This is a genomic window from Corynebacterium sp. 5QC2CO (assembly GCF_024580435.1).
Classification (GTDB): Bacteria; Actinomycetota; Actinomycetes; order Mycobacteriales; family Mycobacteriaceae; genus Corynebacterium; species Corynebacterium jeikeium_D.
The window spans coordinates 65466-89054 of record NZ_JANIKI010000010.1; the positions used below are offsets into that span (position 1 = coordinate 65466).

General features: G+C 59.7%; 20 protein-coding genes. 10 read left to right on the forward strand and 10 right to left on the reverse strand.

What is annotated here, in order from left to right; all coding sequences use genetic code 11:
- Positions 1–50 precede the first annotated feature (50 nt).
- The gene (locus NQ014_RS08725; RefSeq protein WP_257074858.1) at positions 51–596 is read left to right on the forward strand and encodes a DUF1707 domain-containing protein; all 546 of its coding nucleotides are present in this window, start codon (positions 51–53) and stop codon (positions 594–596) included.
- 35 nt (positions 597–631) lie between these two features.
- Here the strand turns inward: NQ014_RS08725 and NQ014_RS08730 are convergent, their stop codons facing one another.
- Together NQ014_RS08730 and pheA are read right to left on the reverse strand one after the other, a co-directional pair.
- Positions 632–1423, reverse strand: coding sequence for a histidine phosphatase family protein (locus NQ014_RS08730; RefSeq protein WP_257074859.1), 792 nt, complete (start codon positions 1421–1423; stop codon positions 632–634).
- 3 nt (positions 1424–1426) lie between these two features.
- Positions 1427–2362, reverse strand: a complete 936-nt coding sequence (gene pheA / locus NQ014_RS08735) for a prephenate dehydratase (RefSeq protein WP_257074860.1) — start codon at positions 2360–2362, stop codon at positions 1427–1429.
- Between the two features lie 33 nt (positions 2363–2395).
- Here pheA and NQ014_RS08740 point away from each other — a divergent pair, with 33 nt between their 5' ends.
- Positions 2396–3784, forward strand: a complete 1389-nt coding sequence (locus tag NQ014_RS08740; RefSeq protein WP_257074865.1) for an amidase — start codon at positions 2396–2398, stop codon at positions 3782–3784.
- On the opposite strand, the gene NQ014_RS08745 is transcribed toward NQ014_RS08740, so the two are convergent.
- Positions 3781–4590 (reverse strand): fructosamine kinase family protein, encoded by an 810-nt coding sequence (locus NQ014_RS08745; protein ID WP_257074866.1) that lies wholly within the window; start codon positions 4588–4590, stop codon positions 3781–3783. The two genes, NQ014_RS08740 and NQ014_RS08745, sit on opposite strands and share 4 nt — an antisense overlap.
- A gap of 131 nt (positions 4591–4721) precedes the next feature.
- On the opposite strand from NQ014_RS08745, the gene NQ014_RS08750 reads away from it, so the two are divergent.
- The gene (locus tag NQ014_RS08750; protein ID WP_257074867.1) at positions 4722–6125 is read left to right on the forward strand and encodes an LCP family protein; all 1404 of its coding nucleotides are present in this window, start codon (positions 4722–4724) and stop codon (positions 6123–6125) included.
- Positions 6126–6229: 104 nt separating this feature from the next.
- On the opposite strand, the gene NQ014_RS08755 is transcribed toward NQ014_RS08750, so the two are convergent.
- The 4 genes from NQ014_RS08755 to NQ014_RS08770 all read right to left on the reverse strand — a co-directional run bounded on the left by NQ014_RS08755 (position 6230) and on the right by NQ014_RS08770 (position 11249).
- Entirely contained in the window at positions 6230–7147 is a 918-nt protein-coding gene (locus NQ014_RS08755; protein ID WP_049190930.1) for a DUF5926 family protein, read from the reverse strand.
- 48 nt (positions 7148–7195) lie between these two features.
- A complete protein-coding gene (locus NQ014_RS08760; protein ID WP_257074869.1) occupies positions 7196–8074 on the reverse strand; it encodes a hypothetical protein in 879 nt (292 codons plus the stop codon).
- A gap of 127 nt (positions 8075–8201) precedes the next feature.
- Positions 8202–10163: a pyruvate kinase gene (locus tag NQ014_RS08765; RefSeq protein WP_257074870.1), complete on the reverse strand. Its 1962-nt coding sequence runs from the start codon at positions 10161–10163 to the stop codon at positions 8202–8204.
- A gap of 138 nt (positions 10164–10301) precedes the next feature.
- Positions 10302–11249, reverse strand: coding sequence for an L-lactate dehydrogenase (locus NQ014_RS08770; RefSeq protein WP_257074873.1), 948 nt, complete (start codon positions 11247–11249; stop codon positions 10302–10304).
- A 111-nt stretch (positions 11250–11360) separates the two neighbouring features.
- Between NQ014_RS08770 and NQ014_RS08775 the strand changes: the two genes are divergently transcribed.
- From NQ014_RS08775 to NQ014_RS08785, 3 genes are all read left to right on the forward strand, one after another.
- Entirely contained in the window at positions 11361–13337 is a 1977-nt protein-coding gene (locus NQ014_RS08775; protein ID WP_257074874.1) for an alpha/beta-hydrolase family protein, read from the forward strand.
- Positions 13338–13473: 136 nt separating this feature from the next.
- Entirely contained in the window at positions 13474–14070 is a 597-nt protein-coding gene (locus NQ014_RS08780) for a superoxide dismutase (RefSeq protein ID WP_005510435.1), read from the forward strand.
- Positions 14071–14240: 170 nt separating this feature from the next.
- Entirely contained in the window at positions 14241–15086 is an 846-nt protein-coding gene (locus NQ014_RS08785; RefSeq protein ID WP_257074877.1) for a crotonase/enoyl-CoA hydratase family protein, read from the forward strand.
- Between the two features lie 4 nt (positions 15087–15090).
- Here NQ014_RS08785 and NQ014_RS08790 read toward each other — a convergent pair whose 3' ends face one another.
- Positions 15091–16911, reverse strand: a complete 1821-nt coding sequence (locus NQ014_RS08790; protein ID WP_257074878.1) for a ribonuclease H-like domain-containing protein — start codon at positions 16909–16911, stop codon at positions 15091–15093.
- 173 nt (positions 16912–17084) lie between these two features.
- Between NQ014_RS08790 and NQ014_RS08795 the strand changes: the two genes are divergently transcribed.
- The 4 genes from NQ014_RS08795 to yidC all read left to right on the forward strand — a co-directional run bounded on the left by NQ014_RS08795 (position 17085) and on the right by yidC (position 22023).
- On the forward strand, positions 17085–17864 hold the full coding sequence (locus NQ014_RS08795; RefSeq protein WP_070833576.1) for a DUF6474 family protein: 780 nt from the start codon (positions 17085–17087) through the stop codon (positions 17862–17864).
- A 160-nt stretch (positions 17865–18024) separates the two neighbouring features.
- Positions 18025–19782 (forward strand): alkaline phosphatase, encoded by a 1758-nt coding sequence (locus tag NQ014_RS08800; RefSeq protein ID WP_257074880.1) that lies wholly within the window; start codon positions 18025–18027, stop codon positions 19780–19782.
- A 332-nt stretch (positions 19783–20114) separates the two neighbouring features.
- A complete protein-coding gene (locus tag NQ014_RS08805) occupies positions 20115–20468 on the forward strand; it encodes an Lsr2 family protein (protein WP_016421684.1) in 354 nt (117 codons plus the stop codon).
- 196 nt (positions 20469–20664) lie between these two features.
- On the forward strand, positions 20665–22023 hold the full coding sequence (yidC, locus tag NQ014_RS08810) for a membrane protein insertase YidC (RefSeq protein WP_257074881.1): 1359 nt from the start codon (positions 20665–20667) through the stop codon (positions 22021–22023).
- Between the two features lie 51 nt (positions 22024–22074).
- On the opposite strand, the gene NQ014_RS08815 is transcribed toward yidC, so the two are convergent.
- Together NQ014_RS08815 and NQ014_RS08820 are read right to left on the reverse strand one after the other, a co-directional pair.
- Complete coding sequence (locus NQ014_RS08815; RefSeq protein ID WP_070642582.1) at positions 22075–22695, reverse strand: TetR/AcrR family transcriptional regulator; 621 nt, start codon at positions 22693–22695, stop codon at positions 22075–22077.
- Positions 22696–23071: 376 nt separating this feature from the next.
- Positions 23072–23365, reverse strand: a complete 294-nt coding sequence (locus NQ014_RS08820) for a GlsB/YeaQ/YmgE family stress response membrane protein (RefSeq protein WP_257074882.1) — start codon at positions 23363–23365, stop codon at positions 23072–23074.
- Between the last annotated feature and the right edge of the window lie 224 nt (positions 23366–23589).

Consider the following 23589-nt stretch of genomic DNA (forward strand, 5'->3'; position numbering starts at 1 on the left):
CCTCTCGCGACGCCTTCCCGCCCCGCTTCTTCCCTGTAGCCTTAATAACCATGAGCGACAACTCGAGCGAAAAGCCAGAAATCAGGGTCGGCGATAGGGAGCGCAACGCTGCCATGGAGCGTCTCGGCAATCATTTCGCTGACGGCTACTTGGATGTCGATGAATTCTCCAAGCGCGCCGAAAGTGCTGCTGCCGCTAAAACTCGAGCTGAACTACAAACACTCTTCGCAGACCTGCCCGCTGAGTCATCTCCCGAGAATTCACAGGGCACTCCGGCTAAACCGCAGCACCAAAGTGTCGATCAAGAGCTGCAGACTCTGATGAAAAAGGGCCGCCACCTCAACATTGTTGACTCTGCTGCAGGCATCATCGTATGTGTCTCTATCGTTCTGATGTTTGCGACCAATATCGACAACGCATGGCTCGGCTTTATCGTAGCTGCGGCCGTTGCCCTTATCGGGCGCGCCGTACTGAACATCAATGATGACGAAGAAAAACTCCTCAACGAAATCAACGAAGAGGAATCCAAGCGTCGCACGGAACGCCTACGCCTGGCAGCTCAGAAGCGCCGCGAGATTCAGGAAGGCCAGCAATAACGGCCAGCAGTAACAGTCGCCGCCCAGCTGCCTGTCTAAGGCAACTCGCTGTCGCCCCAACGGCGCACATCCCACGTGCCCGGTTCAATGCCAGCACGCTTGCCGACGTCCACAGCGCTCGGAACCAGCTCAATTCGCTCGGTATTGGCAATGCGGTGTCGCAGTGCGTATTCCGGATTCACCCCGGTCAGATACTGCCCGATCAGGCGGATGGCCGCGCCGTGGCTGACAATGACGACATCCTTGCTGCCGTCCTCCTTGGACTCCCTGGATTCACCATCTGTCGCTCCTGCTTGCTCCAGCAGCTGCTGTAGCGTCGGCAGGTAGCGATTCAGCACGTCGGCACCGGATTCACCGCCGGGAAGGCGGTACTCCAGCTCCCCATTGAGCCACTGGTAGAAGGCACGCATGTACTCCATGTGCGCATCGCGATCGTTGCGCCCCTCGAGGTCGCCGGCCTGAATCTCGTGGAGGCCACCCTCATGGCGGATGCGAACGGAAGTCTCTCCCAGGTGGTGCAGACTTGCGACCGCGCCCGCACCAGTTTGGCGTGCACGCAGGGCATGGGATGTGACGATGTCACCGATTCTGTGGACGTCGGGAAGCAAAAGACGTCCCAGACTGCGCGCCTGCCTCACACCGAGGTCGGTGAGCGGTGCGCCCGGCAATGCGGTATCCAGGCGGCGGTTGATGTTGCCGGTGGTCTGCCCGTGGCGGATGAAAATGATGCGCTGGGAATCAACCGGCATGACAGATTCAGGGCGGTCTGGGCGGTCATCGAGGAAAGGCAGCTGTCCAACTGGATTTTCGGGCGCGGCGGGTGTCATGTTTTACCTTCGTCCTTCCTTAAGCGCGTCGACCCACTCAATTGACTGGGAAATATCCGGCGGCGGGGTCATAATGCTGCGGCGACCGCCCTCAGCGACCGGCCAGGAGCCCAGATAGCGCAGGTCTTCGGCGTATTCGTGCAGTGCCGCGAGAGCTGCGGCAACCTGTGCATCATCAACGTGGCCGTTGCAGTCGATGTAGAAGCGGTAGAGGCCGAAGAGCTCGCGTGTCGGCCGTGACTCGATGCGGGTGAGGTTGATCTGTCGCACTGCGAACTCGTTCATGGCACGCATCAGTGTGCCGGGCTGGTTCGGCAGCGTGAAGGAGACCGAGGTGCGGTCGGCGCCGGTGCGCGGCGTCGGCACGCCGGGGCGTCCCACCAGCAGGAAACGGGTGCGGGCACCGCGCACGTCGGCAACCTCAGTGGCTAGCGCTTCAAGTCCGAGCAGCTCACCCGCGCGGGCCGGAGCAGCGCAAGCGTCATGGGTGCCCTCGGCGACCTGGTGGGCCGCCGCCGCATTGGAGCTGGCCTGGTGAACTTCCACACCCGGAAGGTTGGCGTCCACCCACTGTTTGACCTGCGGATACGCCACAGGATGTGTCGTAAAAGTACGCACCTGTTCCGCCGTCGTCCCGGGACGGACCAGGATAGAGAACACCACCCCGACCTCGGTTTCACGGAAAACCTGCAGCTCCGGGCCAGCGGCGAGGGCATCAAAGGTTGGTGTGACGGGACCGTCCACGCTGCTTTCGATAGCCACGCAGGCGAAGTCCGCTTCCCCTCGGCGCACGGCTCCAAGCGCAGCCGCGGGGCTATCCACCGGCACCGCATTGACCGCGGATTCCCCTGCTGGATCAATCTCGCCAACACGCGCCATGTCCCACAGCGCCTGCTCGGTGAATGTGCCCGCAGGACCCAAATAAGTAACCGTCGTCATAAGCTCAGATTAGAGGGCTTCTACACTTATTGCATGACCTCTTCTTCCGAGATGCCCGCCCGCGCCCTCACTGAAGCCGTGCGCAGTGGCGCAATCTCGGTATCGGAAATCGTTTCGGAATTCGCCACGCTTGCCGACGACGCCGCGACCAATCCCGCTCGTTTCGGTATTGCCACATCCTTGGCCGAGCACGCTGTCGACCGCGCACGCAGCCTCACTGCCGGGTCCGAACCCGCCCGGCGCGCTCCCCACGGCCTCCCGCGCGACCTCCTGGGTCTGCCAGTGGCGATTAAGGACCTATTCACCATCGCAGGGGTCGAATGCACGATGGGCTCGACCAACTTGGCTTTCACCGCCACCGAAACCTCGGAGCCCGTGGCGAAACTGCTGGCTCGCGGCGCGATCCTCACGGCGACGACGCACACCTCCGAAGTCGGGATGACGGCCTACACCGAACCGATTGGCTACCCAGCCCCGGAAAACCCCTACTTTGCCGCACCCAATCAGCTGTCCAATCAGCCGGATACCACGCCGCGCACTCCCGGTGGTTCCTCGGGCGGCAGCGCAGTGGCTGTCGCAACTGGTGTCGTTCCCGCAGCTCTGGGCTCTGACGGCGGCGGTTCTATCCGTGTGCCCGCCGCCTGCTGTGGCCTCGTTGGGTTGAAGCCAGCACATGATATTGCGGGTAGAAATCTCTCCACGCCCGCCTTCCTCACTCGCACAGTCGATGACGCAGCACTGCTGGCCGGGGTGCCACTTTCCTCAACCCCGCATGCTTTCCGACGGCCCCAGCGCCCCCTTCGCATCGGTGTCACTGTCAGCCCTTTTCATGCTGAGGTGGACGTCGATAAGCGCTGGGCAAACGGTGCGTGGGCGGCTGCTGACCGTCTTGCCGACTCCGGGTACGACGTGGTGGAAGTGCCCAGCCCCTATGATCCGGCAGGTCCGGACGTGTTCAAGATCTTTCGACGGACTATCACTCGAATGGCCACGAAATTGCCGCGCGCGGACTACTCCGAGATTGTGCAGTGGATTCGCGCTTGTGGCCAGGAGATTTCCGCAGCAGAGGCGGCGGCGACACATCAGCAGCGGATGGCTCTGCCCGGCGCGATTCGGTCGCGTTGGGAAGTCGATGCGGTGATTACACCAACGCTGGCATTTGATCCGCCGCATATTGGGCATTTCTCTGCGTTGGCGCCGTGGGAGGACTTTGACGAGCAAACCCGGTGGACGCCGTGGTTGTCGCTGTGGAATCTGACTGGGTGGGCAAGCGTGTCCGTGCCCATTGCTGTGCCGGGCACTAGCGGCAGTACGCCCAATGCGAAGCTCCCCGCCACCAGCGTCAACATCGGTGCGGTGCGCTGCGGCGAGGCAGAGCTACTGGAGATGGCTAGCGTGCTGGAGGCTGCTAACGCCAACTAGCGCACGTACTTCGCCGCCATTGCAGCCGCCTGTCCGGCGTATCCGCCCCCAAATAGCACCGCGTGCATGAGCACGGCGTAGAGCTGATGGAGTTCGCAGCTCTCGGCGAAATCTGGCAGGGGATGTACGGACTCGTAGCCTCTCAGGATTTCGTCGAAGTGCGTTGCCCCGAATAGCGCCAGCAGTGCCAGATCTTCCTCGCGGGCCCCGCCGTGCGCCGCGGGGTCAATCAAGATCGCGCCGTCTGTATCCCACATGAGGTTTCCCCACCACAGGTCACCGTGGACACGCGCAGCATCTGGCTCGTTGTCGAAATCTCCAGCCAAGAGCCGATCAATGAGCTGGTCAAAGATATCTAGCTGACGATTATTGTAGGAGCGTTCCAACTTTCCCAGCGCCGGCAACAGACGCCCTTTGGCCCAGTATTCACCGAAGCTCTCCTGTGGAGTCAGGTCCATCTGCAGGGGCTGATCCAGGGGACCGAAGTAGCCGCGCCCCTCCCATCCAGCGGGGCCGGCACCCCAGCCAGCGGCGCCCATATTGTGGGTAATGGCCAACGATTTTCCGAACTCGTACGCCGCCTGTGGAGTCGGCGCCGTCGGCTCAATTCGACGCAATTTCAGCGCATGCCCGCTCACGCCCAGCACCTCCACTACGCGCGCACCGCCGTCAGCTTCGCCCTCGCGCAGCCAACCCAGCCCCGCCGCCTCACAGGCGAAGAAGTCCCTAGGGACACCATGTCGACTCTTGACATAAACATCCGACTCGTTGACTGCACATTCGTTGTTCTGGTTCATTGCGGACATATTTCCAGCATATTCTTCTTCGTTCCCAACCCCTTTCAGCACGTCGCATGCAGGGTAACGCCAGCGCTACCAAGACTTGTATTGCTGTCTCGGTTCTCTTAGTGCACTGTCGTTGCCTATTCTTTATTGGTATGGAAGGCAACTTCGACGACTCGCGCATTGCCCGCGACCGATACGGTAGGCCGCTTAAAGATCGCTACGGCCGCCCCATCTACCGCCGTGTGGACGAGGCGTCGCCGAAGCATGCCCGCCCCCGTGAGGCCGATTCGCGTGGCGCTTCACGACGCCCCATCCCGCCCCGTTCCGACCGCCCATCTAGGGCAGGGGCAGCCCGCCCAGCGCCTATGCCTCCGCGCAGGTCTAGGCCGCAACCGGAACGTCGGCAGGCGCCACTGAACGAAACGCGCATCGAGTCCCGTCCACCGATGAACCGGGCCGGTAGCGGACGCGCTGGCAGCGATCCGCGGTTTCCCCCGCCCGGATATAACCCGGATGCGGATTTCCAATCTTCCTCGCGCGGCTCGTCACAGGACTACTACAGTGCCCCACAAGCAGCGAGTTCTGGCCGTGGTGGACGCCGTGGCAGTCGTGGCGCCGCCGGCGTCAGGTCTGGGTTCCGCATGCCACGCATGCGGCTGCCACGCTTGCGCTTTAAATCCATCATCCTGCTTCTCGTCATCTTCCTTGTCGCCACGATGGCACTTGTCGACATCCGCCTGACCAGGGTCGATGCGTTCTCAGATCTGGCAGATCGCCCTGCCAATACGATGTCCTCCAACTGGTTGCTCGTCGGTTCGGACTCTCGTACGGGCCTGTCAGAGGAAGATGCTGCCAAGCTGTCGACGGGCAGTGGTGATTTCGGCCAGCGCACCGACACCATCATGATTGCCCACATTCCGGTGTTCGGTAAGCCAAAGTTGGTCAGTATCCCGCGTGACTCCTTCGTGGATATCCCGGGCAATGACAAGAACAAGATCAATGCGGCATTCGCATTTGGTGGCCCCCAGCTACTCATCGACACTGTAGAGAAAAACACTGGAATCCACATCGACCACTACGCCGAAATTGGCTTTGGCGGTTTCGCCGGTGTCGTCGATGCTGTCGGTGGCATCGAGATGTGCCCTGAAGAAGCCATCGACGATCCGCTGGCAGGCCTGAATATTCAGGCAGGTTGCCAGAAATTCGACGGCGCGGGCGCCCTGGGTTACGTGCGCACGCGTGCTACCGCCCAGGGAGACTTGGACCGCGTAGAGCGGCAGCGTGAATTCATGAGTGCGCTGATGGGACGGCTGAAATCACCTGCGGTATGGCTCAACCCCTACCGCTGGATTCGCCTGGCCAATGCTGGCACTAAGGCCGTGTTCGTCGGCGATGGTGACCATGTCTGGCACCTGACCTGGCTGATGTTGCGCATGCTCTTCGGTTCCGATTCTCTTACCGTGCCCACCTCAGGCGCCATGGACACCGGTTATGCGGGCAATGTGCTGCTCTGGGACGAAGTCGAAGCGCCAGCACTTTTTGCGGAGCTGAGATAGCCAAGAGGGCAGCTAAAACAGCTTCGGATAGCTTTCGAGACAACTAACGCGTGTGACTTAGCATTTTGCTGAGCCACACGCGTTAGTTCTTAAACCAGCTACGCCTAGTTCCGAATGGTCACCTGACGGGACACGATGGTCTCACGGGACTTGCGCTCCTCAGCGGTCAGCGGTTCTTCGCTGGCCAGCGCCTCAGCGATACGCTTGTCGGCCTCTTCCACGGCGGCAATCCAGTGGTCGTGCGGCTTGGTGTTATCCAGGTCCCAGACCGGCACCAGCAGACCATCGGTGCGGAAGACACCAGCGAACTTGGTGCCCTCTCCCAGCGAAAGGTTGTCCGCAGCGTGCACGCGTGCCAAGGCGTCCAGCAGTGGCTTCTCATCTTCGCGGCGCACCCAGCGGATGTGGGCGCGCTCGCCCGGATCAATCCACCACACAGCACCAGCGACCTTCGCATCCAGGCGGTATGACGGGAGAATCGCGTCGTTAGCCACGGCCAGGTTCTGCTCGATCATCGGGGTGCGTTCAATGCCCTTGGGAATCCACCACTCGAAGTCCTGGTGGACCTCCAGGTTGTCGAGATCCACGGCGGTCAGGACGTCGGTAAGCGGTGCAGCCTCGCCGTCAGTGGCGGCGGAGAGCTGCTGGCCCGGCTCTGCGTCACGAGCCCATGCCAGCGCACGGGAGAGATCCGCAGCGCCGTCATTGGTGCGCGCCTGCGTCTGCAGCGCGACGAAAGCCTCATTGCCCTGGTCAGCGGCACGCGTCAGGGCAGCAACGCCGCCTGGCAGCACGGTGCAGAGCTTGATGTCGCGCTCGGCGTCAGCGACCGTGACCGGAATGACCACAGCCGGCGCGAACTCGCGGACAGCCACGATGTCAGCCTCTTCGTCGAAGTCCTTGAACGGACGCGGATTGCCCAGCAGCGCTGCACGCTCAGCAGCGCGGGCTGCCAGCTTCGCCTGACGACGGCTCATGCCCTCCGGGGCCTGATTATTCTTCTTACGAGATTTCTTTCCCACAAGGCCACAGAATACCTATTCGCAGTCCGTAATTCGCGACTGCCTGGGCTACTTATAAAAATCGTCGACGAATTCGCTCGCCGTTCCTTCGAAAAGCTGCTTGTCGACGGCCATTGCGCCCGTCTCCCCTTGTTCATCGGTAGCTTCGCTGGGGATGAAGCCCTTGGACCAGAAACCGGGCTGGGTGCGTTCGCGACCGGCCCCAACGGGGATGTTGCGATGCACTTCCTCGGGAGCCAATATGTAGCCGAGTAGCCGCGCTGTGAGGGCAGTCGTCACACAAGCTAAAACGGTGATGATTCCGGCCTGGAAGTATGTCCGGGATACGTCGGCAGCGATAAACCAACCCGCTGCAAGTGGCCACAAAACGCAGGCCAGGTACCAGATAAAGCGACCTGGCCCCATTACGGCAGTGACTCCTGTTTCAGCCAACGCGACCACGGGCCCCGTGATGTTGCGTACTGGCCACATGTGCATCGTGCGCACATCCGTTGCCGTGCGCGACAGCAGTGGGCGAGCATACGTTGCGCGGTCACGCAGCACCTGGAGGGTCTTGTAGACCGAAAAACCCAGCCCAATGAGGGAAACCATTCCACAGAGACCGAAAGCCCATGCTCCAAACTCACCGAGGAGGGAAACCACTAGGTCCTGACCGGGGCTCAGGATGCTCATCCAGACGAAAACGGTAAATGCGGCGAATACTCCGGCGCCGCTCATCGCCCATCGAAAGACGCTGTCTGCGCGCTTGCGAACAATCTCATCGGCCTTCCAGCGCGGCGTCGCACCCGTGATGGTCGAATCCGAGACAGTCGGCTGCCAGCTCTGCTGCGGTGGCAGCACCACCTGAGGTGGGGACTGCTGCGGCTGTTGCTTTGGAGACTGCGGCGGCACAGCCCACCCCGCGTTTTCTGCCTGTTCATTAGACATTTTCCGCAGGGCTCCTCTCTCGCGTCTCTCTCGCGCGGCCGGCTTCTTCCGCAGTCTTTTCTCCCACGGCGTTTTTTGGGTGCGCTCCCCTAACCTACCTAAACTAGCCCGGCCACTAACCCCGCCACTAGTCCGACCAGCTGCGAATCTTCCGTAGCATGATGCGACTCTTACGCTGCGAACGGCCCATCTTTCGGGCCAGGTTGTTCAAAATTGCGATGGCCTCGGTGATGTGCGGCCCCTTGTTCAGCATCACGCACTCGGCACGTAGGGCGAAAGCCGCATCGGTAATCTCCGCGCGGGAAGGCAGGCCGGCCTTGGCCATGTTCTCCAGCACCTGAGTACCCAGAATGGTCGGCACTCCGGCTGCCTGCGCCAGCGTCAGAATCTGACCTGGAACCTCACCCATGCGGTCGAAGCCCAGTTCCACAGCCAGGTCACCACGAGCAATCATCAGACCGGACTTGGCGCGCTTCATGCTGGCGATGATGATTCCCGGCAGATTCTGGAATGCCGGAATAGTCTCAATCTTCAGCACAACACCTAGGTCCCGAGCCCGCGATGCCAGATCCTCGCGGCCTGCAGCCTCATGTTCTGCCGCAATCTCATCGAGCACCTTGTAGACGTACTCAGCATCCTCCTGCGTGCGAATAAAGCTCACCGCAGCAATATCCGCGTGCTCCACTACAAAGCGCAGATGCTCAATGTCTTCGTCGGTAAGCGAATTGAGCGGCAGGTCGGTGTTCGGCAGGTTGATGCCTTTATGCGCCGCCAAGGGCTGTCCGTTCGGCTTGGTGCGCTGGACACGCAAGCGGGCATCGACGTGGCTATCCTCGCTTGACGACGTCTCGGAGACCTCAACCACCTCAGCGCCGAGTGCACCGTCGTCGAAAAGCACCGGGTCGCCCGGCTTCAGAGCCGCCACGGCAGACGGCAGCGAGCAGGAGACTCGTGGAATTTCATCCTCGGTGCGTGGAATGGTGGTGATTTCCTCGCGGCTGGTGAGAATGAACTCATCCCCAGTGTGGAAACGCAGCTTTTGCACGGTCGGTGGCACGCCGCCAGCACGTGTGACCTCGTAGTTGCTGCGCAGGTGTGTGCCCTCGGCGATCCAGGCGTTCTTCTCCCCCTCGGCGAGCACGGCCTCGACCTCGCCCTCGACGTCGGTGTCGATGCGCACAACGGTGAAGTGACGCTTCGCTGAGCGGGAGTCATGCAGCGTAATGACATCGTCAAGCTGCAGCTGCTCCAACCACCCCTGATCTGCTTCCAGTGGCAGAGCAGGACGCCCCGGCAAATCGTTCGGAGCTGGCTTGGGGTGCTCATCCAGACGTGGCGTCAGCCAAATCTTGGACTTGGAGATGACCGTGCCGGCGTCGTCACGCACAACGCGGGCGCGACCCACGCGCGGCCCCGGTTCGATATCGCCTGTGCGCAGCTTCGGGCCAGCCAGATCCATGGACACGAAGATGCGGCGGCCGGCCTTCTCAGCTGCAGCATTGACGTTGTCAATCATGCGGCGCCACTGCTCAGGGCCGTCGTGGGCGCAGTTGATGCGAGCGAGATCCATGCCCGCAGCAGCGAAGCTCTCCACCAGCTCTGCATCGTCGGCGGCCTCGGCGGGCAGGGTCACCATAATGTGCGAAGTGACATCCGCGCGCTCCTGGCCGAACAGTTCGGTGGCGTTGTTATCCAGGGCAATATCCGCGCGCTCATCGTCGGCAATAATGCGGGCGACATCGATATCTGAGGTGCGCCCCGCCAGCGCCAACAGCGTGTTGAGGGCCAGCTCAAGGCGCCCGCGGGTGAAAGTCTCCACCGTGGTCAGACTGGTCACGCCGAGGTCGTGCAAGCTGTTCTGCAGCTCACGGATGTCAATTGTGCGCAGGTGCGCGTAGTGCAGCAGGTTTTCCGCGTGCCGACGGCGCTCTTCCGGCACCTCTGCGAGCAGTGCAGATGCCTCCACCGAGACGTCGTCCAACTCTGTAATCAGATCGGTGACCTTGCTGATGAGGTCATCCAGACGCGGCACGGCCGCGCCGCTTTCAGTGTTGTCAGTTGCTGTGTCTTGAGGGCTCTGCGCTGCCATAGAGAAGGCACTCCTGTGTTTAAGACGAAGCGTTGGCCAGAGTCGGCCACGCGGGCCAATAGAAGGTGGGCATTCTCATTCTCAAATGAGACGGCCGAAAGCGCATGTCGAGAAGACATCTACTCTCGCTACCAGCAGTTACTTCCAGAATGGATCCTGCACATCTCGGAGCGTCTGAACGGACTTGTCCAGCTGCTTCTTTTCGTATTCGTCCAGCTCAAGCTCGATAACGCGGCGAATTCCTCGGCGGTTCACAATGGCTGGTGTTCCGATGAACACGTCCTCATGGCCGTATTCACCTTGCAAATATGCGGAGACCGGCAGAGCTACCTCTTGGTTTTGGAAAATGGCGCGCGTGATGCGGGCCAAACCCATACCGATTCCGTAGGAAGTGGAGCCCTTGGCATCGATAATCTCGTAGGCGGCATCACGGGTTCGGATGAAGATGTCCTCCAGCTCGTCGTGAAGCGTGGGGTCAGCGGCGAGACGCTTGGACAGACCGACGCCTGCAACGTTGGCGCTGGACAACACCGGCAGCTCGGAGTCGCCATGTTCACCAATGATGTATGCGTGCACGCTCATCGGGGAAACGTCGTAGTATTCACCCAGCATGTAGCGGAAACGTGCGGTGTCCAGGATGGTGCCGGAGCCGAAGACACGGTTGTGTGGCAGCCCGGAGTACTTCCACGCGGCGTATGTGAGTACGTCGACGGGGTTGGAAGCAATCAGTAGGAGCCCATCAAAACCGCTGTCCATAACGGAATCGACGATGGACTTCATGATTTTCATGTTCTTGTCCACCAGCTGCAGGCGAGTCTCGCCCGGCTTTTGTGCCGCACCTGCACAGATAACCACCAGCGCGGCATCGCCACAGTCGGCGTACGTGCCCTGGGTGACTTTGGTGCGCGACGACGCCCACACCACGCCATGGTTTAAGTCCATGACGTTGCCCATCGTCTTCTTCTCGTCGATGTCAATGATTGCCAAGTGGTCGACAGTGCCCTGGTTGACCAGCGAGTACGCGTATGCCACGCCGACGTCGCCAGCGCCGATCAGCACGACCTTATTTCCTGTGGATAGCTTCATAGCCCTCGGATCCTTCTCAACCGATTCGGAAAACGTTGCGACACCCCACAGGCTACGCTTTGTGCGGAAAACTGGCGCGGGCTGAATAACCCCCGTGGAAAAAATTTTGTCATGATGGGAGTCATGGGATTCCTGCGTCGCGCATTTACTTCGATTGCGCCCTCGATTGCGTCTACGGGCAACACACCTGTAGCTCAGCCAATCGAAACCGCCAGGACAGTGCGAGCTGCGCGAGCAGCGCGAACGGGAATCACAGGAGTCGCTGGCACAGCTGGCATGGCCAAAGCGCTGGGCGCAGTCGGCACCGGCAGTCTGATGGCCACCAAAGTCTTTCGCGAACGCCTCCTAGGTACCGGCCCTGGCACTATCCGCAGCGCACTGCGGGCGGGCATCCCCTCCAACCCCGGTCTAATTGGTGCAGAAATTGCGTCATGGGCTGCCTTTAGCCCCTCACTGATGCCGCGTACTCGGACCGCCACCGTTACTGTGACCTTCCTGGCACAGCTGGCAGGTCATGTCACAGGGGTGGCCATCGGCTATGGCTACAACACGACGATGCGGCGTCTGGCCAACACTCCGCTCAGCCGCTTTGCGCTGGCACCTCGTCACGAACGTGCACTGGCCGTGACCTGGCATGTGGCCACCACGGCCACCACCGCGGCGCTGTGGCTGCGCTCCATTTCCCAGCAGCGCGAAATTGGTCGCCTGGTGGGCAAGGATGAGCAGGAATCAGCACGCAGCCAGTTCGCCTCCACAATGATTGCCAGTGGTCTCTACCTGACCACTCGGGGGCTCTCCGCGCTGGCCAATCGCGGCTACGACCTGCTGCGCGACAACCTCCGCCCATGGCTTCCTCGCGGTCTCGCCCCGGTTCTCAGTGGTGCCATCGTCGGTGGTGCCGTGGCCGCCAGCATTGACCGACTGCTTATCCGTCGGACTTTGGAGTCCATCGCCAAGAAGTCCCGCTACCTGAATACCCTGGTCGTTCCAGGTCGCATGCAGCCGTGGGAGCCGGAACGTTCCGGAAGCCCATGGTCTCTGGAGCCGTGGTACGCACTCGGTGCCGAGGGTCGCGTCTTCGTCGCCGAAGGCCCCCGTGCCCGAGATTTGGCAGTGGTTACTGGCAAGCCGCTCTCCGAACTGCAGGAACCCATCCGCATTTATGCGGGCAAGGTGCAAGGCCGTTCTCTGCGGGAACAGGCGGAGCTCATCATCCGCGAGATGCACCGCACCGGCGCGTTCCGGCGCGATCACCTGGTTGTCTTCACCACCACCGGCACAGGTTGGGTGCCACCGTGGTCGGCGCAGGCTGCAGAGTTCTTGACGCTTGGCAACTGCGCCACTGTCGCTCTGCAGTACTCTGACCTGCCCTCCCCAGTGGCGTGGCTAACGGACCACGAAACCCCAATCGCAGCTGGCCACACTCTTATCCATCGGGTGTTGCAGGAAGTCGACAAAATGCCGGAAAACGACCGGCCAAAGGTCTACGTCGCCGGTGAATCCCTCGGCGGGTTTGGCGGTCTCGGCGCGTTCGAGAATTCCGCCGACATGCTCGCACGCGTCGACGGTGCTGTCTGGACTGGCACACCGCAGTTCTCCGCAATGTGGAAAGAGCTGACGCACCGCCGGACAAAGGGGTCCCCAGAAATCGCTCCGGTCATCAACGAGGGGCGAAACATCCGCTTCGCTACGCGCCCCGACGAGCTGTACCACTCGTTCTATGGCACCAAGTTCGGGCCGTGGGAGTTCCCGCGCGTCGCATTCCTGCAGCATGCCTCTGACCCCATCGTCTGGTGGGATTACCCGCTGGCCTGGCGCCGCCCCGACTGGCTTGCAGAGCGCGTCGGCCGCGATGTCCTCCCCTCCATGCGCTGGCACCCGTTCGTCACCTTCTGGCAGGTGCTTATCGACGGCCTCGCCTCCGTCACCGTCCCCGGTGGTCACGGCCACCGGTACGAGGAAGAAATGCTGCCAACGTGGGCTTCCATCCTCGACATTCCGCTTGACGACGACCTGGGTGGCGCGGCCGGAATGCGCTTCAAGCGCGTGAGTAAGTGGATTCGCCGCACTCAGCCGCCGCGTTCATAAACTTGTGACAGATACCTCTGAACAGCATTTTTTACGAATTTCGCATTAATTCTATTGCTTAAATGGTTGCGCATCCGCTCATCTTGAGTACCATCGACGGCACAACCTAAAAACGTGTTGAGGAGGAATTTTCCTAATGACTAAGTACGAACTTCCTGAGCTGGATTACGCTTACGACGCTCTGGAGCCGCACATCTCCGGCGAGATTATGGAGCTGCACCACAGCAAGCACCACGCTAATTACGTCAACGGCGCCAACGCCGCTCTGGAGAAGCTCGCTGCTGCTCGCGAGTCCGGCGACTTCGCAGCTGTTACCGGCCTGTCCAAGGACCTGGCCTTTAACCTGGGTGGCCACACCAACCACTCCCTGTTCTGGAAGCTGCTGTCCCCGAACGGTGGCGGCCAGCCGACCGGCGAGCTGGCTGAGGCTATCGAGCGCGACTTCGGCTCTTTCGAGAAGTTCCAGGCTCACTTCAACGCTGCTGCTCTGGGTCTGCAGGGCTCCGGCTGGGCTGTCCTGGGTTACGACACCATTGCAGAGCGCCTGGTTATTGAGCAGATGACTGATCAGCAGGGCAACCTGTCCATCAACCTGAAGCCGGTTCTGCTGCTGGATATGTGGGAGCACGCTTTCTACCTGCAGTACAAGAACGTCAAGGCTGACTACGTCAAGGCTGTCTGGAACGTCTTCAACTGGGATTACGCTGCAGAGCTGTTCGCAGCTGCCAAGTAATCTCGGCTAACAGCGCGCGACTTTTTACGCGTCCCTGCCGCGCGCTAAAGATGGCTTACCGGCTCGCTGACGGGGCTTACCCTCAGCGGGTCGGTTTTTTATGTCTTGTTTGAGACCACTTTTGGTATTTCCCGGGCGGCACACGTAGCCGTCGTTTAGCGTTAGTGCCCATGAGCACCAGCAACAATGTCAACGTCACCTATGAACACCTCGCCGTAGCTGATTCAGAGGCGGCGAAAATCGCTGTCGTCAGTTTGGACCGCGGAGACAAACTCAACGGTCTAACACTTGAGATGCTGACCGAGATGTCCACCGTCGCCCGGAAACTGGCAACTGACCGTGATCTGCGCGGCGTGATTCTACGTGGCGAGGGCAAATCGTTTTGCGCTGGGCTCGATTTCGCATCGGCATTTAAGAAGCCCTCGCGCATTCTGCGCTCATTCGTCCCCGATATCCACGGCACGAACCTGTTCCAGCGCGTCTGCTGGGACTGGCGACGCCTGCCGGTGCCGGTCATTGCGGCGGTGCATGGGCACTGTTACGGCGGTGGTCTACAGATTGCGCTAGGTGCTGATTTCCGCATTACGACGAGCGATGCCAAGTGGTCAATCCTCGAAGCGAAGTGGGGGCTGATTCCGGATATGTCCGGTATGCGAACCATTCTCGACGAGGTCAGCGCCGATACTGCACGTTGGCTGACTATGTCTGGCGAAGAACTTAACGGCAAGGAAGCAACTGAGATTGGTCTGGCGACGTGGGCCATGGACACGGAGGACGCTGCGCTTGAACTGGCCAAGGAGAAGTTGGCACAGCTGGCGACGCGTTCGCCGGATCAGCTGGCGGCGACCAAGCGGCTTTTCCGCGATGTGCACCGCTCCCCTCGCTCAACATTCCGTGCCGAGCGCACACAGCAGTTGCTGCTGTTAGCCCGCAAGAACACGGCCATCATTCGCAATGCTGCGATGAAGAAGGTCTCACCTAAGTTCGCCCGGCGCGGCACGTGGACGCGTGGTTAGCGCGCTAAGGAACCGGCAGGTCATCCCCATGCGGCAGGTCCGCGGCCGCGCGCTGTGAATCCAGCCAGTCGCGGACGTGGGCTACCGATCGGCAGTCATCGCCGTTGTAGCGCAGCAGCATAGCGCGCGCCTCGGCTTGCGTGAGCTTTTCAAAGGACTGTTCCGCGACAAAGTCGAGGTCAGTGGCCGTCGCAATGCGATACAGATCCAGCGATGCCTCGCCGTCAACATCGGCGTCGCGCCAGTGGAAGCCCGACCACGGGGCCACGACTTTCAGCCCCATGCCGACGGTGGAGAGGATCTGGCGACGGGCAACCTTCAGCATGTCCACCCAGTCCTCCGAGGCAATGAACTTGTCCACTTCTTCGCGGGTCGGCACCCGCACAATCTTTGTCGGGCCAGCTGCCTCGAAACCGGAACCAGCCACATCACCTGTGGCCAAATCCGCCGAATCTGCGGGCACCACAAATTCTTGGCCGCCGAACCGGGTAGCGCTCTGACGTAGCCAATAGTTCTCGCCCTCTGCCGCCCAGCAATAGGCGCGGAAGGTCTTGCCTTGTTCATGCGCCGCATTTCGACGCCGCATCAGGTAATCCCAGAAAATCGCAAAGTTCCTGGCCTCCGCCGTGCCGCCGAGCCCCTCTGGCCCCGGTGGCTCCCAGGTGATGAAGCCACGGTAGTCCTCCCCGGGCACCCAGGTTCCCCACAGGTAGGCGCCATCGTTGGGATACGCCTCCATATCGATGTCCATCTCGACATCGCCACGCGGGGCCGATGTCTTGGCGGCTACCCGGAGCGCGTCGACGTCGGCAAGCCGCGCCCTCGCCATCCACACCTGCTCCTTGCTGACGTGCGGAGTGTTGGTACTCGCCTGCGCCAATGCCGTGACCGTGTCGATGCCCACGCTGCGCAACCGCATGGACTTATCCCCAGGTAGAAGGAGGGAAATGTCGTCACTTGCGGTCAGCTCATCGAAGCAACGGTCGTGGTGATGGCAGGTTCGGCACTCCCGGATGCGCCGCGGCGCCAGCGGCCAGGTGCCCGGCGTAAACCGTGACGGTCGCCCCTGAGTGGCAGCGACGGCATCACGCGCGTCGCGCAACGCCATCCGGTACGAGGCCACGCGCGAACCCTCATCAGCAATGACAATATGCCGTGTATCCAGGTTCATTCCGGTGGCACTAATCGCCCCCACCAGACCACAGGACACGCCCAGCCGGTGCAGTATCGCCGCTGCCTGCCCAAGCTTCACAGCATCGGGTCCGTAATGCCGTAGCTTCCACTCATCTGTAACAACCATCGCCTGACGCAGGGTCCGCCCCATCACGCCATCACGCCCGAGCCGATCAACGCCCAGCAGTCGCACCTGCATCGCCGCCGCACGCGCCGCATTGCTTGACGACGGCTTACGCCGCCGGCCCGATTTGCGCGCAGAGAGCAGGTGCCGAGTGACAACCAGGACCGGCATGTACGTCGGTGAGGTCGTCTGTGGTGAATCATCGACCTTGACCAGCAGATCGGGGTGGCAAATCTCGTCGATTCCCGAGTACACCCCACCGGGAATCGGACGCTCATGCATGAGCACGCCACCGGCGATGACGCTTTCTCCGCGGGCGATGGCCTCAAGGGTATCCAGGTGAGCGTCCGGTCCCGAGGCCACTGTGTACAGGCCGGGGATGGACGCGATGGACGTCGGCAAGCGGTGCTCTTGGTGAGAAGCAGGTTCGACTAGCCGCCCCTCGCGGAGGTCGAGGCTCAGCCGGTAGCGGCAGCCGATGAGGTCGCTCGCGTGGAGAAGCGGGCGCGAAACGGATGAATCAGTCACAATGAGAATTAGCGTATCGCCACTCGGTAGGAAGTTTCACGTTAAGCTTGGATAGCAAGAATCGTGATGCAGCCACTGCATCTGGCAAGCGCACTCCGGCGCGGTGGGGTTTACGGGTTTTCCGCCCCGCTTTTCCGGAGGGACTATCTGCGAGCAACTAGGCGAAGGAAAAAATGAGCTTCTTGGGTGACATCCGTGAGCGTCGGCGCGAAACCGCCAAGCAGGTGAAGGCTGCCAAGGCGAAGGCTAAGGAAGAGGCTCGCCACGCAGCTCGGCTTAATCGCAAGGCACACAAGGCTGAGGTCAAGGCCGCTAAGCGCGACCAGAAGCACCAGCACAAGCTGGAGCTGAAGGAGGCCGCTGGCCGCGTTCGTTCTGAGGAAAAGCTCGGTAAGAAGGAACTCAAGCTGGAAAACCGTGCTCTGAAGCGCGCGGAGAAGATCCGCAAGGCAAGTGCCAAGGACGAGAAGAAGGCGCTGGCCGCCAAGCAGCGTCACCAGACCAAGATGGCCGAGAAGATCCTGCAACAGCAGCGCAACCAGGGCTTCAACAAGGACAAGGCAAAGTCGTGGATCGGTGGCGCACGCCTGCTGGTACCGGTGCTGGTTCCGCTGGCCTACCGCGCCATCACTGCCATTCAGCGCCGTGAACACTCTTCGGCCGCGCAGAAGTTCGGTGTTTCCGCTAATGATGCCGCTCGTTACCAGGGGCACGGTGCACCGCTGCTGGCCCGCATTGAGGCCACTCGTGGTTCACTGACAGAGCTGCGTAAGTCGGGCGTCAAGGGTACCGATGGTTTTATCAAGGACGCCAACTCGCGTCTGGATGTCATGACTGATGCCATTAACACTGCCGAGAAGATGACCCCGGAGCAGCGTCGTCGCGCGCACCACTCCATTACCGCAGAGCTGGATTCTCTGGATCGCCAGATCATTTCGGAGCTGGGCGCGTAAACCTGGCCGCTTCGGGTTAAGGCCACTCGCCGAGATCCGTCGGACTCAGCGCGACTGTGGTTGAGCAGCAATAGTCGCGCTTTCGCTCTTAGTACCCCCGTATCGGGCTATTTTCTCCCTCCGATGGCGCTACGGACTGAGAGCCACTGTAATGAGGGCTATGCCATCTTCAGATAAATCTCAGACTGCAGCCTCAAATCTGAACGGTGCGGTCTCGAACAGCGACGCAACAGCCCAAAAGCCATTCACCCCTTCTCGTCGTGCCGTACTGCGTGCCGGCGCTACCGGTGCTGCTGCTGGCGCCATCGGCCTGGCGACCGCTACTAGTGCGGGGGCCAATCCTGAGCCACAGTCCCCAGCTAATGCTGGCGGATCTGGTGGCTTTCAGGTATTCCAACACGGTGTGGCCTCTGGCGATCCACTGCCGGACTCGGTTCTTATCTGGACTCGTGTGACCTCGCACCCCGGCGACACCGCAGGTGCGAACCAGGGCCGCCCTGTTGCACTGAAGTGGGAAGTCGCTTCTGATGAGGGCTTCGGCAACATCGTTGCCTCTGGTGCCCTGAACACCGACCCGGATGCTGACAACACCGTCAAGATCGATGTCAAGGGTCTCTCCGCTGATTCCTACTACTTCTACCGCTTTACCGTCACCGCTGGTGATCACGCGGACCAGGTTTCCCCGATTGGCCAGACTCGCACTGCGCCGCCGGTGAACTCCTCGCCAGATCACCTGGGCATCGCGCTGACCTCCTGCGCTAACTGGGAAAGTGGCTTCTTCTCCGCTTACCGCGATATGGCGGAAAATGACCGCATCGACATCATTATGTGTGTCGGTGACTACATCTACGAGTACGAGGCCGGTGGCTACTCCGGCAAGGGCCCGGTTCGTGACCACAAGCCGGCTCACGAGATTATTTCTCTCGCTGATTACCGCCTGCGCTACGCCACCTACCGCACCGATGCGGACCTGCAGGAAGCTCACCGCGCAAAGCCGTGGATTGTGACCTGGGATGACCACGAGGTCGCCAACGATGATTGGCACAGTGGCGCTGAGAACCACGACCCGGAGACCGAAGGCGACTACATTGCCCGCCGCGACGCCGCTATCCAGGCTTACCTGGAGTGGCTGCCGGTTCGCGCGGTCCCGTTCTCCCAGGGCGGCAAGCTCTACCGCAGCTTCCGTTTCGGCGATCTCGCCGACCTGACCATGCTGGACCTGCGCACCTACCGCGACCAGCAGCTGAAGTTCATCCGCGCTGGCGAGACCGATGATGAGAACCGCTCCATGCTCGGCTCTGAGCAGTTCAATTACCTGCTCGGCCAGTGGCGTTCCTCGAGCGCAAAGTGGCGTGTCGTGGGCAACTCCGTCATGTTCACTCCGGTGCTGGTACCGCCGCTGGATCCGGAGGCCACCCGCGCTGTCACCGAGCTGCTGAGCTTGCCTCAGGACGGCCTGCCGTACAACTTGGATCAGTGGGATGGCTACGCTGCTGAGCGTCGTAAGCTGATCAACATCATGGATAAGGAAGGCTACGACAACGTTGTCTTCCTCACCGGCGATATTCACTCCTCCTGGAACTGCAACGTACCGAAGGTCCCGGGCGAGTACCCGAGTGCCGGCATTGCCGCTATTGAGATTGTCTGTACTTCCGTCAGCGCCCCGAACATCGATGACATTGTGAAGCTGCCTCAGGACAACCCGATTTCCTTGGCTGCTACCACTGGACTCAAGGCTGCGAACCCGTACGTCAACTACCTCGAGTTCGACCGCCACGGCTACACCGCTGTCTACTTCGGCCGCGAGGACGTTACCTCTGAGTACCGCCTCGTCGAGGTCAAGGAAGAACCGAACCAGCCGCTTTTCGTCGCCGCTACCTACCGCGGCAAGCCGGGTCAGGGCATGACCCAGGCTTAAGCGCCTTCTCGTCCTTTCGCTTTACGACGACTACCGAGAGCGCACCCCGCATTGCGCCCTCAGTGGCGTAGTTGCTGTTCACGACGGCCCTGCACAACATGCAGGGCCGTCTTTTTAATACCCCAAGTTCTTGTGCACAATTAATCGAATTATTAACAAACCATGTATTCAATATAAGTTGCACAATCAAGCTCAATTATCGTCAATAGACATTAAATTTCTTTGCACTTATACTGTGGGGGAATGAAAATAGGGCTTGATATTAATTTGAACTTTCACCGTAAGCCTTCTTCATTATTACAAGTTCAGCACCAAGCTTAGGCAGGGATTCTATGGCACGCCGCGAACTAATTCAGTACATCGACGACCTCGATGGGACTCCGCTTGATTCCGCAGATCACCAAGTCGTTCGTTTCTCTTTCCGCGGTAAGAACTACATTCTCGACCTCTCTCAGGAAAATGCTGAGAAGTTCGAGCAGGTATTGGAACCGTATATTGCGAACGCTTCTATTGACCACAGCACGGTTGTAGCTCCGCGTAAGCGCTCTTCCGCTAATCCCAATGCCGCTGAGGCCCGTGATCGCAATCGCAAGATCCGCCAGTGGGCACGAGAGAATGGCATGGATGTTGCAGACCGTGGTGCGCTGCCAAAGCACATTATTGAAAAGTACGAGAGCGCTAACTAGTTCTCACCTAGGTCCGTTTGCCTTCCACTGGATTTCATCCAGCTTTACTATCTTTAAAACAGGGTCCCGCCGTGGCGGGACCCTGTTTTAAAGTTGGGGCAGGTGATTCGAGTCGCTAGGATAGCGGCTGGAATTGGCACACCGGCCTCATCCGGTTGTCTTACTTTTCTTATCCTTGACATGGAGGAGTCGGCCCGTGGTTATTTTGGAACCATTTGTTTGGCTGGTCTCGTTTGTCCTTAAGGCGTGGCACCTTTTACTGGCCTCAGTGTTGCACCTGCCGTCTTCTCTGTCCTGGACGCTTTCTCTCTTCTTACTGGTGTTTACGGTGCGTGGCGCTTTAGCGTTTCTCGCGTTCCAGCAATTTATCTCGGCGCGCAAGACAGCCAACCTACGGCCGCAGCTTTTTATGCTCAAGGAGCGCTACCGCAGGAGCATCGAGCCGAACTCGCCACAATACGTAAACTTTGCCAGCAGGGAAATGCGCAAAGCCGAGGGGATTAAGACCTCCGTAATGCTGGCACCCCTCTTCGTCCAGATTCCCGTGATTATGGGCCTTGTTCGCATGCTGAGGCACATGCTGCGGGCATCTGAGGGGCCTGGGCTGCCTGCGTCTCATAATGTCGGATTCATCTCTAAGGATGAGATTTCCGACTTTCTGAGCGCGACATTTTTGGGTCAGCCTCTACCCGCATATCTGCGCATGGCCCCGGAGCAACTGCAAATCCTCGGGGGCAATCATGATTCGCTGTTAACTTTCTGCATTATCGGCATCGTTGCAGCGGCCTTTTTCACCGGTTTTAACTTGGTCATTTCCTACCGCCGGTTGCAGCGCACTCTCGACTATTCCAATAGCGTCAGTGTATTCCTCAGCAAATTCATGCGCGTAATGCTTATCTACGCACCGCTGATGATCCTCTTCGCGGGGTTCTTTGGCCCCACACCTGTGGCTCTAATTGTCTACTGGGTCACCAATAACTTCTGGACACTGACCCAAAATATTATTCTCACCCGCTATGTGGAAAAGACCTACCCACTCACGGACGATTTCCGAACTCTTCAAAACCACCAAAAGGGTGAATACGAATCGGAGCGGGAGGAAAAGAAGAAGTTAAAGCAGGCCAAACGTCGCTTTTATATCAAATCCGCATTCGCTCCGTGGAAGATAAAGCAGTTTAAGAGCGAATATGCCGCTATTGAGAAGGAATCGCGGGACCGTCGTAAAGCAAAGCAGGAAGAAGAATATGCCCAGGCTTTGAAAATTGCGAAGGTTCGCTACATGGTGACCCAGATGCGGCCTGGTGCTCAGGACAATCTGCCGTCCCTGACGCAGGATATGAAGATTTCCTCGGGTATAGTTCCGCCGCTTCCCGGCCTGGCTAAAGTGCGGGACGACATGAAACGACAAGCCGAGAAAGCGCAAAAGGCACAGAAACGGCCGAAGCCAATTCTGATTGCAAAGAACCTGGGAATGCTGCTCGGCCAGAATACGAAGAATATGGTTAAGAAGGCCACCGGCTCAAAGGAGTCGGACTGGAAACGCTTCCGAGATTAGCCCGTGAGTTAAAGGCGAGAACTAGGGCGCGTTAAAAAGGGAATTAAGTATTTATGTGACCAGGTCACGGGCCAGGTCGCGCGCCATCTGTAGCGGGTTCAGGTCCTTGGACATCTTGGCACCCGCGAGGCCGCCGTCGAGGTAGAGCAACAGCATATTTGCGTGAGCAGACGGCATACTAGATTCATTTTCAGTCAGCAGCGTGTGTAGCTGTTGCCAAACCCAGGAACGGTGATCGGCTGCGGCCTGACGGATGTCCTGCTCCGACTCCGTTTCCGGCCGCGGATATTCACTAGCCGCATTCTGGAAGTGTGAACCACGGAAGTCGATTGCCGGCTGCTCCGCAATACACTGATCAAAGAAAGCGAGAATCTTCTCCGCCGGGGTATCCAACGAGGCCACTCGCTGCTCCCAAGCCTCCCGCCATTTGGCGTCGAGGTCTTGCAGATATGCGATGACTAGCTTGTCCTTGGATCCGAACAACGAATACAGGCTGGCTTTAGCCACATCAGCTTCTCGCAGGATGCGGTCAATGCCGACAACGCGGATGCCCTCCGTTGTAAACAGAGCTGTCGCTGATGCCAGGAGGCGCTCCCGCGGACTGGGGCGGTTACGACGGCGAGAGGAAGCGCGGCCGCCTTTTGCGCCCTTGCCCGTTGTCGCTTCTGCCACGGCAGTACCTCTCGTCCTTCCAAAGTCACACCCCGTTCTAACAGCTGCTTACTCGCAAATACCGGCATTAGCACCATTGCTTTCGCAACACTGAACAGGGCGTTCATAGTCTGTGATATTCCATTGTAGGCGTATCTGCGACTGTGATTTTGTAAAAGAACAAACTAGTCAGTCTTTCAGCCTCTAGTCCTACTTTAGCGTGCGATGATTGCTGCCCCCAACAGATGGCGCGACAATCGCAGAACGCCAACTTCACGACAACCGCACAACAAAAAAGGGCATCTCAATGTTGATGAGATGCCCCGCGCTCTAGCTCACTATCCAGTAGATAGCAGCGTTACGACGCTTCGTGCATAGTCGCGCTGTTTTGCTTGGCTTACTTGCGCTTCTGAATCATGCCGACAATCCACAGCAGGATCACGGCGCCGAGCAGGCAGGTGAGGAAGCTGAAGAACATTCCACCGCTCGCGACATCAACGCCTACCAGGGTGAGCAGCCAACCGCCCAAGAAACCACCGACGATACCAACGACGATATTCAGGACGACGCCCATCTGTTCGTCGGTGTTCATAATCTTAGAGCCGATCCAGCCGGCAAGACCACCGATGATAATCCAACCAACGAAGCCCAGAGTAGGACTAAAGGAGGCAGCAAGAAGAATCTCGTTCATGATAGATATTCCTTTCCCGAAATCGTTCTGATTCAACTATAAGTCTTTCCGAAAAATCTTGCATACACTGCAAGCACTATCAGGCCATTTCGGCCACTGGGAAACTAGCGAGATAACAGTCGGATAACCACAGGAAAACTCTTATAAAATCTGTACTTTCTGCATGAAAACGGGGTTTATGCAGACGAGAGCCCTCATTTGGATAAGCCAAAGCCGGCCTCCGA

Bases quoted from the DNA above. Each gene is read 5' to 3' on its own strand.
- NQ014_RS08775 (WP_257074874.1), top strand. From the start codon at position 11,361: ATGATGGGAGTCATGGGATTCCTGCGTCGCGCATTTACTTCGATTGCG.
- NQ014_RS08800 (WP_257074880.1), top strand. From the start codon at position 18,025: ATGCCATCTTCAGATAAATCTCAGACTGCAGCCTCAAATCTGAACGGT.
- NQ014_RS08760 (WP_257074869.1), bottom strand. From the start codon at position 8,074: ATGTCTAATGAACAGGCAGAAAACGCGGGGTGGGCTGTGCCGCCGCAG.
- NQ014_RS08770 (WP_257074873.1), bottom strand. From the start codon at position 11,249: ATGAAGCTATCCACAGGAAATAAGGTCGTGCTGATCGGCGCTGGCGAC.
- NQ014_RS08820 (WP_257074882.1), bottom strand. From the start codon at position 23,365: ATGAACGAGATTCTTCTTGCTGCCTCCTTTAGTCCTACTCTGGGCTTC.
- NQ014_RS08805 (WP_016421684.1), top strand. From the start codon at position 20,115: ATGGCACGCCGCGAACTAATTCAGTACATCGACGACCTCGATGGGACT.
- NQ014_RS08745 (WP_257074866.1), bottom strand. From the start codon at position 4,590: ATGTCCGCAATGAACCAGAACAACGAATGTGCAGTCAACGAGTCGGAT.
- NQ014_RS08725 (WP_257074858.1), top strand. From the start codon at position 51: ATGAGCGACAACTCGAGCGAAAAGCCAGAAATCAGGGTCGGCGATAGG.
- NQ014_RS08750 (WP_257074867.1), top strand. From the start codon at position 4,722: ATGGAAGGCAACTTCGACGACTCGCGCATTGCCCGCGACCGATACGGT.
- NQ014_RS08730 (WP_257074859.1), bottom strand. From the start codon at position 1,423: ATGACACCCGCCGCGCCCGAAAATCCAGTTGGACAGCTGCCTTTCCTC.
- NQ014_RS08740 (WP_257074865.1), top strand. From the start codon at position 2,396: ATGACCTCTTCTTCCGAGATGCCCGCCCGCGCCCTCACTGAAGCCGTG.
- NQ014_RS08765 (WP_257074870.1), bottom strand. From the start codon at position 10,163: ATGGCAGCGCAGAGCCCTCAAGACACAGCAACTGACAACACTGAAAGC.
- pheA (WP_257074860.1), bottom strand. From the start codon at position 2,362: ATGACGACGGTTACTTATTTGGGTCCTGCGGGCACATTCACCGAGCAG.
- NQ014_RS08785 (WP_257074877.1), top strand. From the start codon at position 14,241: ATGAGCACCAGCAACAATGTCAACGTCACCTATGAACACCTCGCCGTA.
- NQ014_RS08780 (WP_005510435.1), top strand. From the start codon at position 13,474: ATGACTAAGTACGAACTTCCTGAGCTGGATTACGCTTACGACGCTCTG.
- NQ014_RS08795 (WP_070833576.1), top strand. From the start codon at position 17,085: ATGAGCTTCTTGGGTGACATCCGTGAGCGTCGGCGCGAAACCGCCAAG.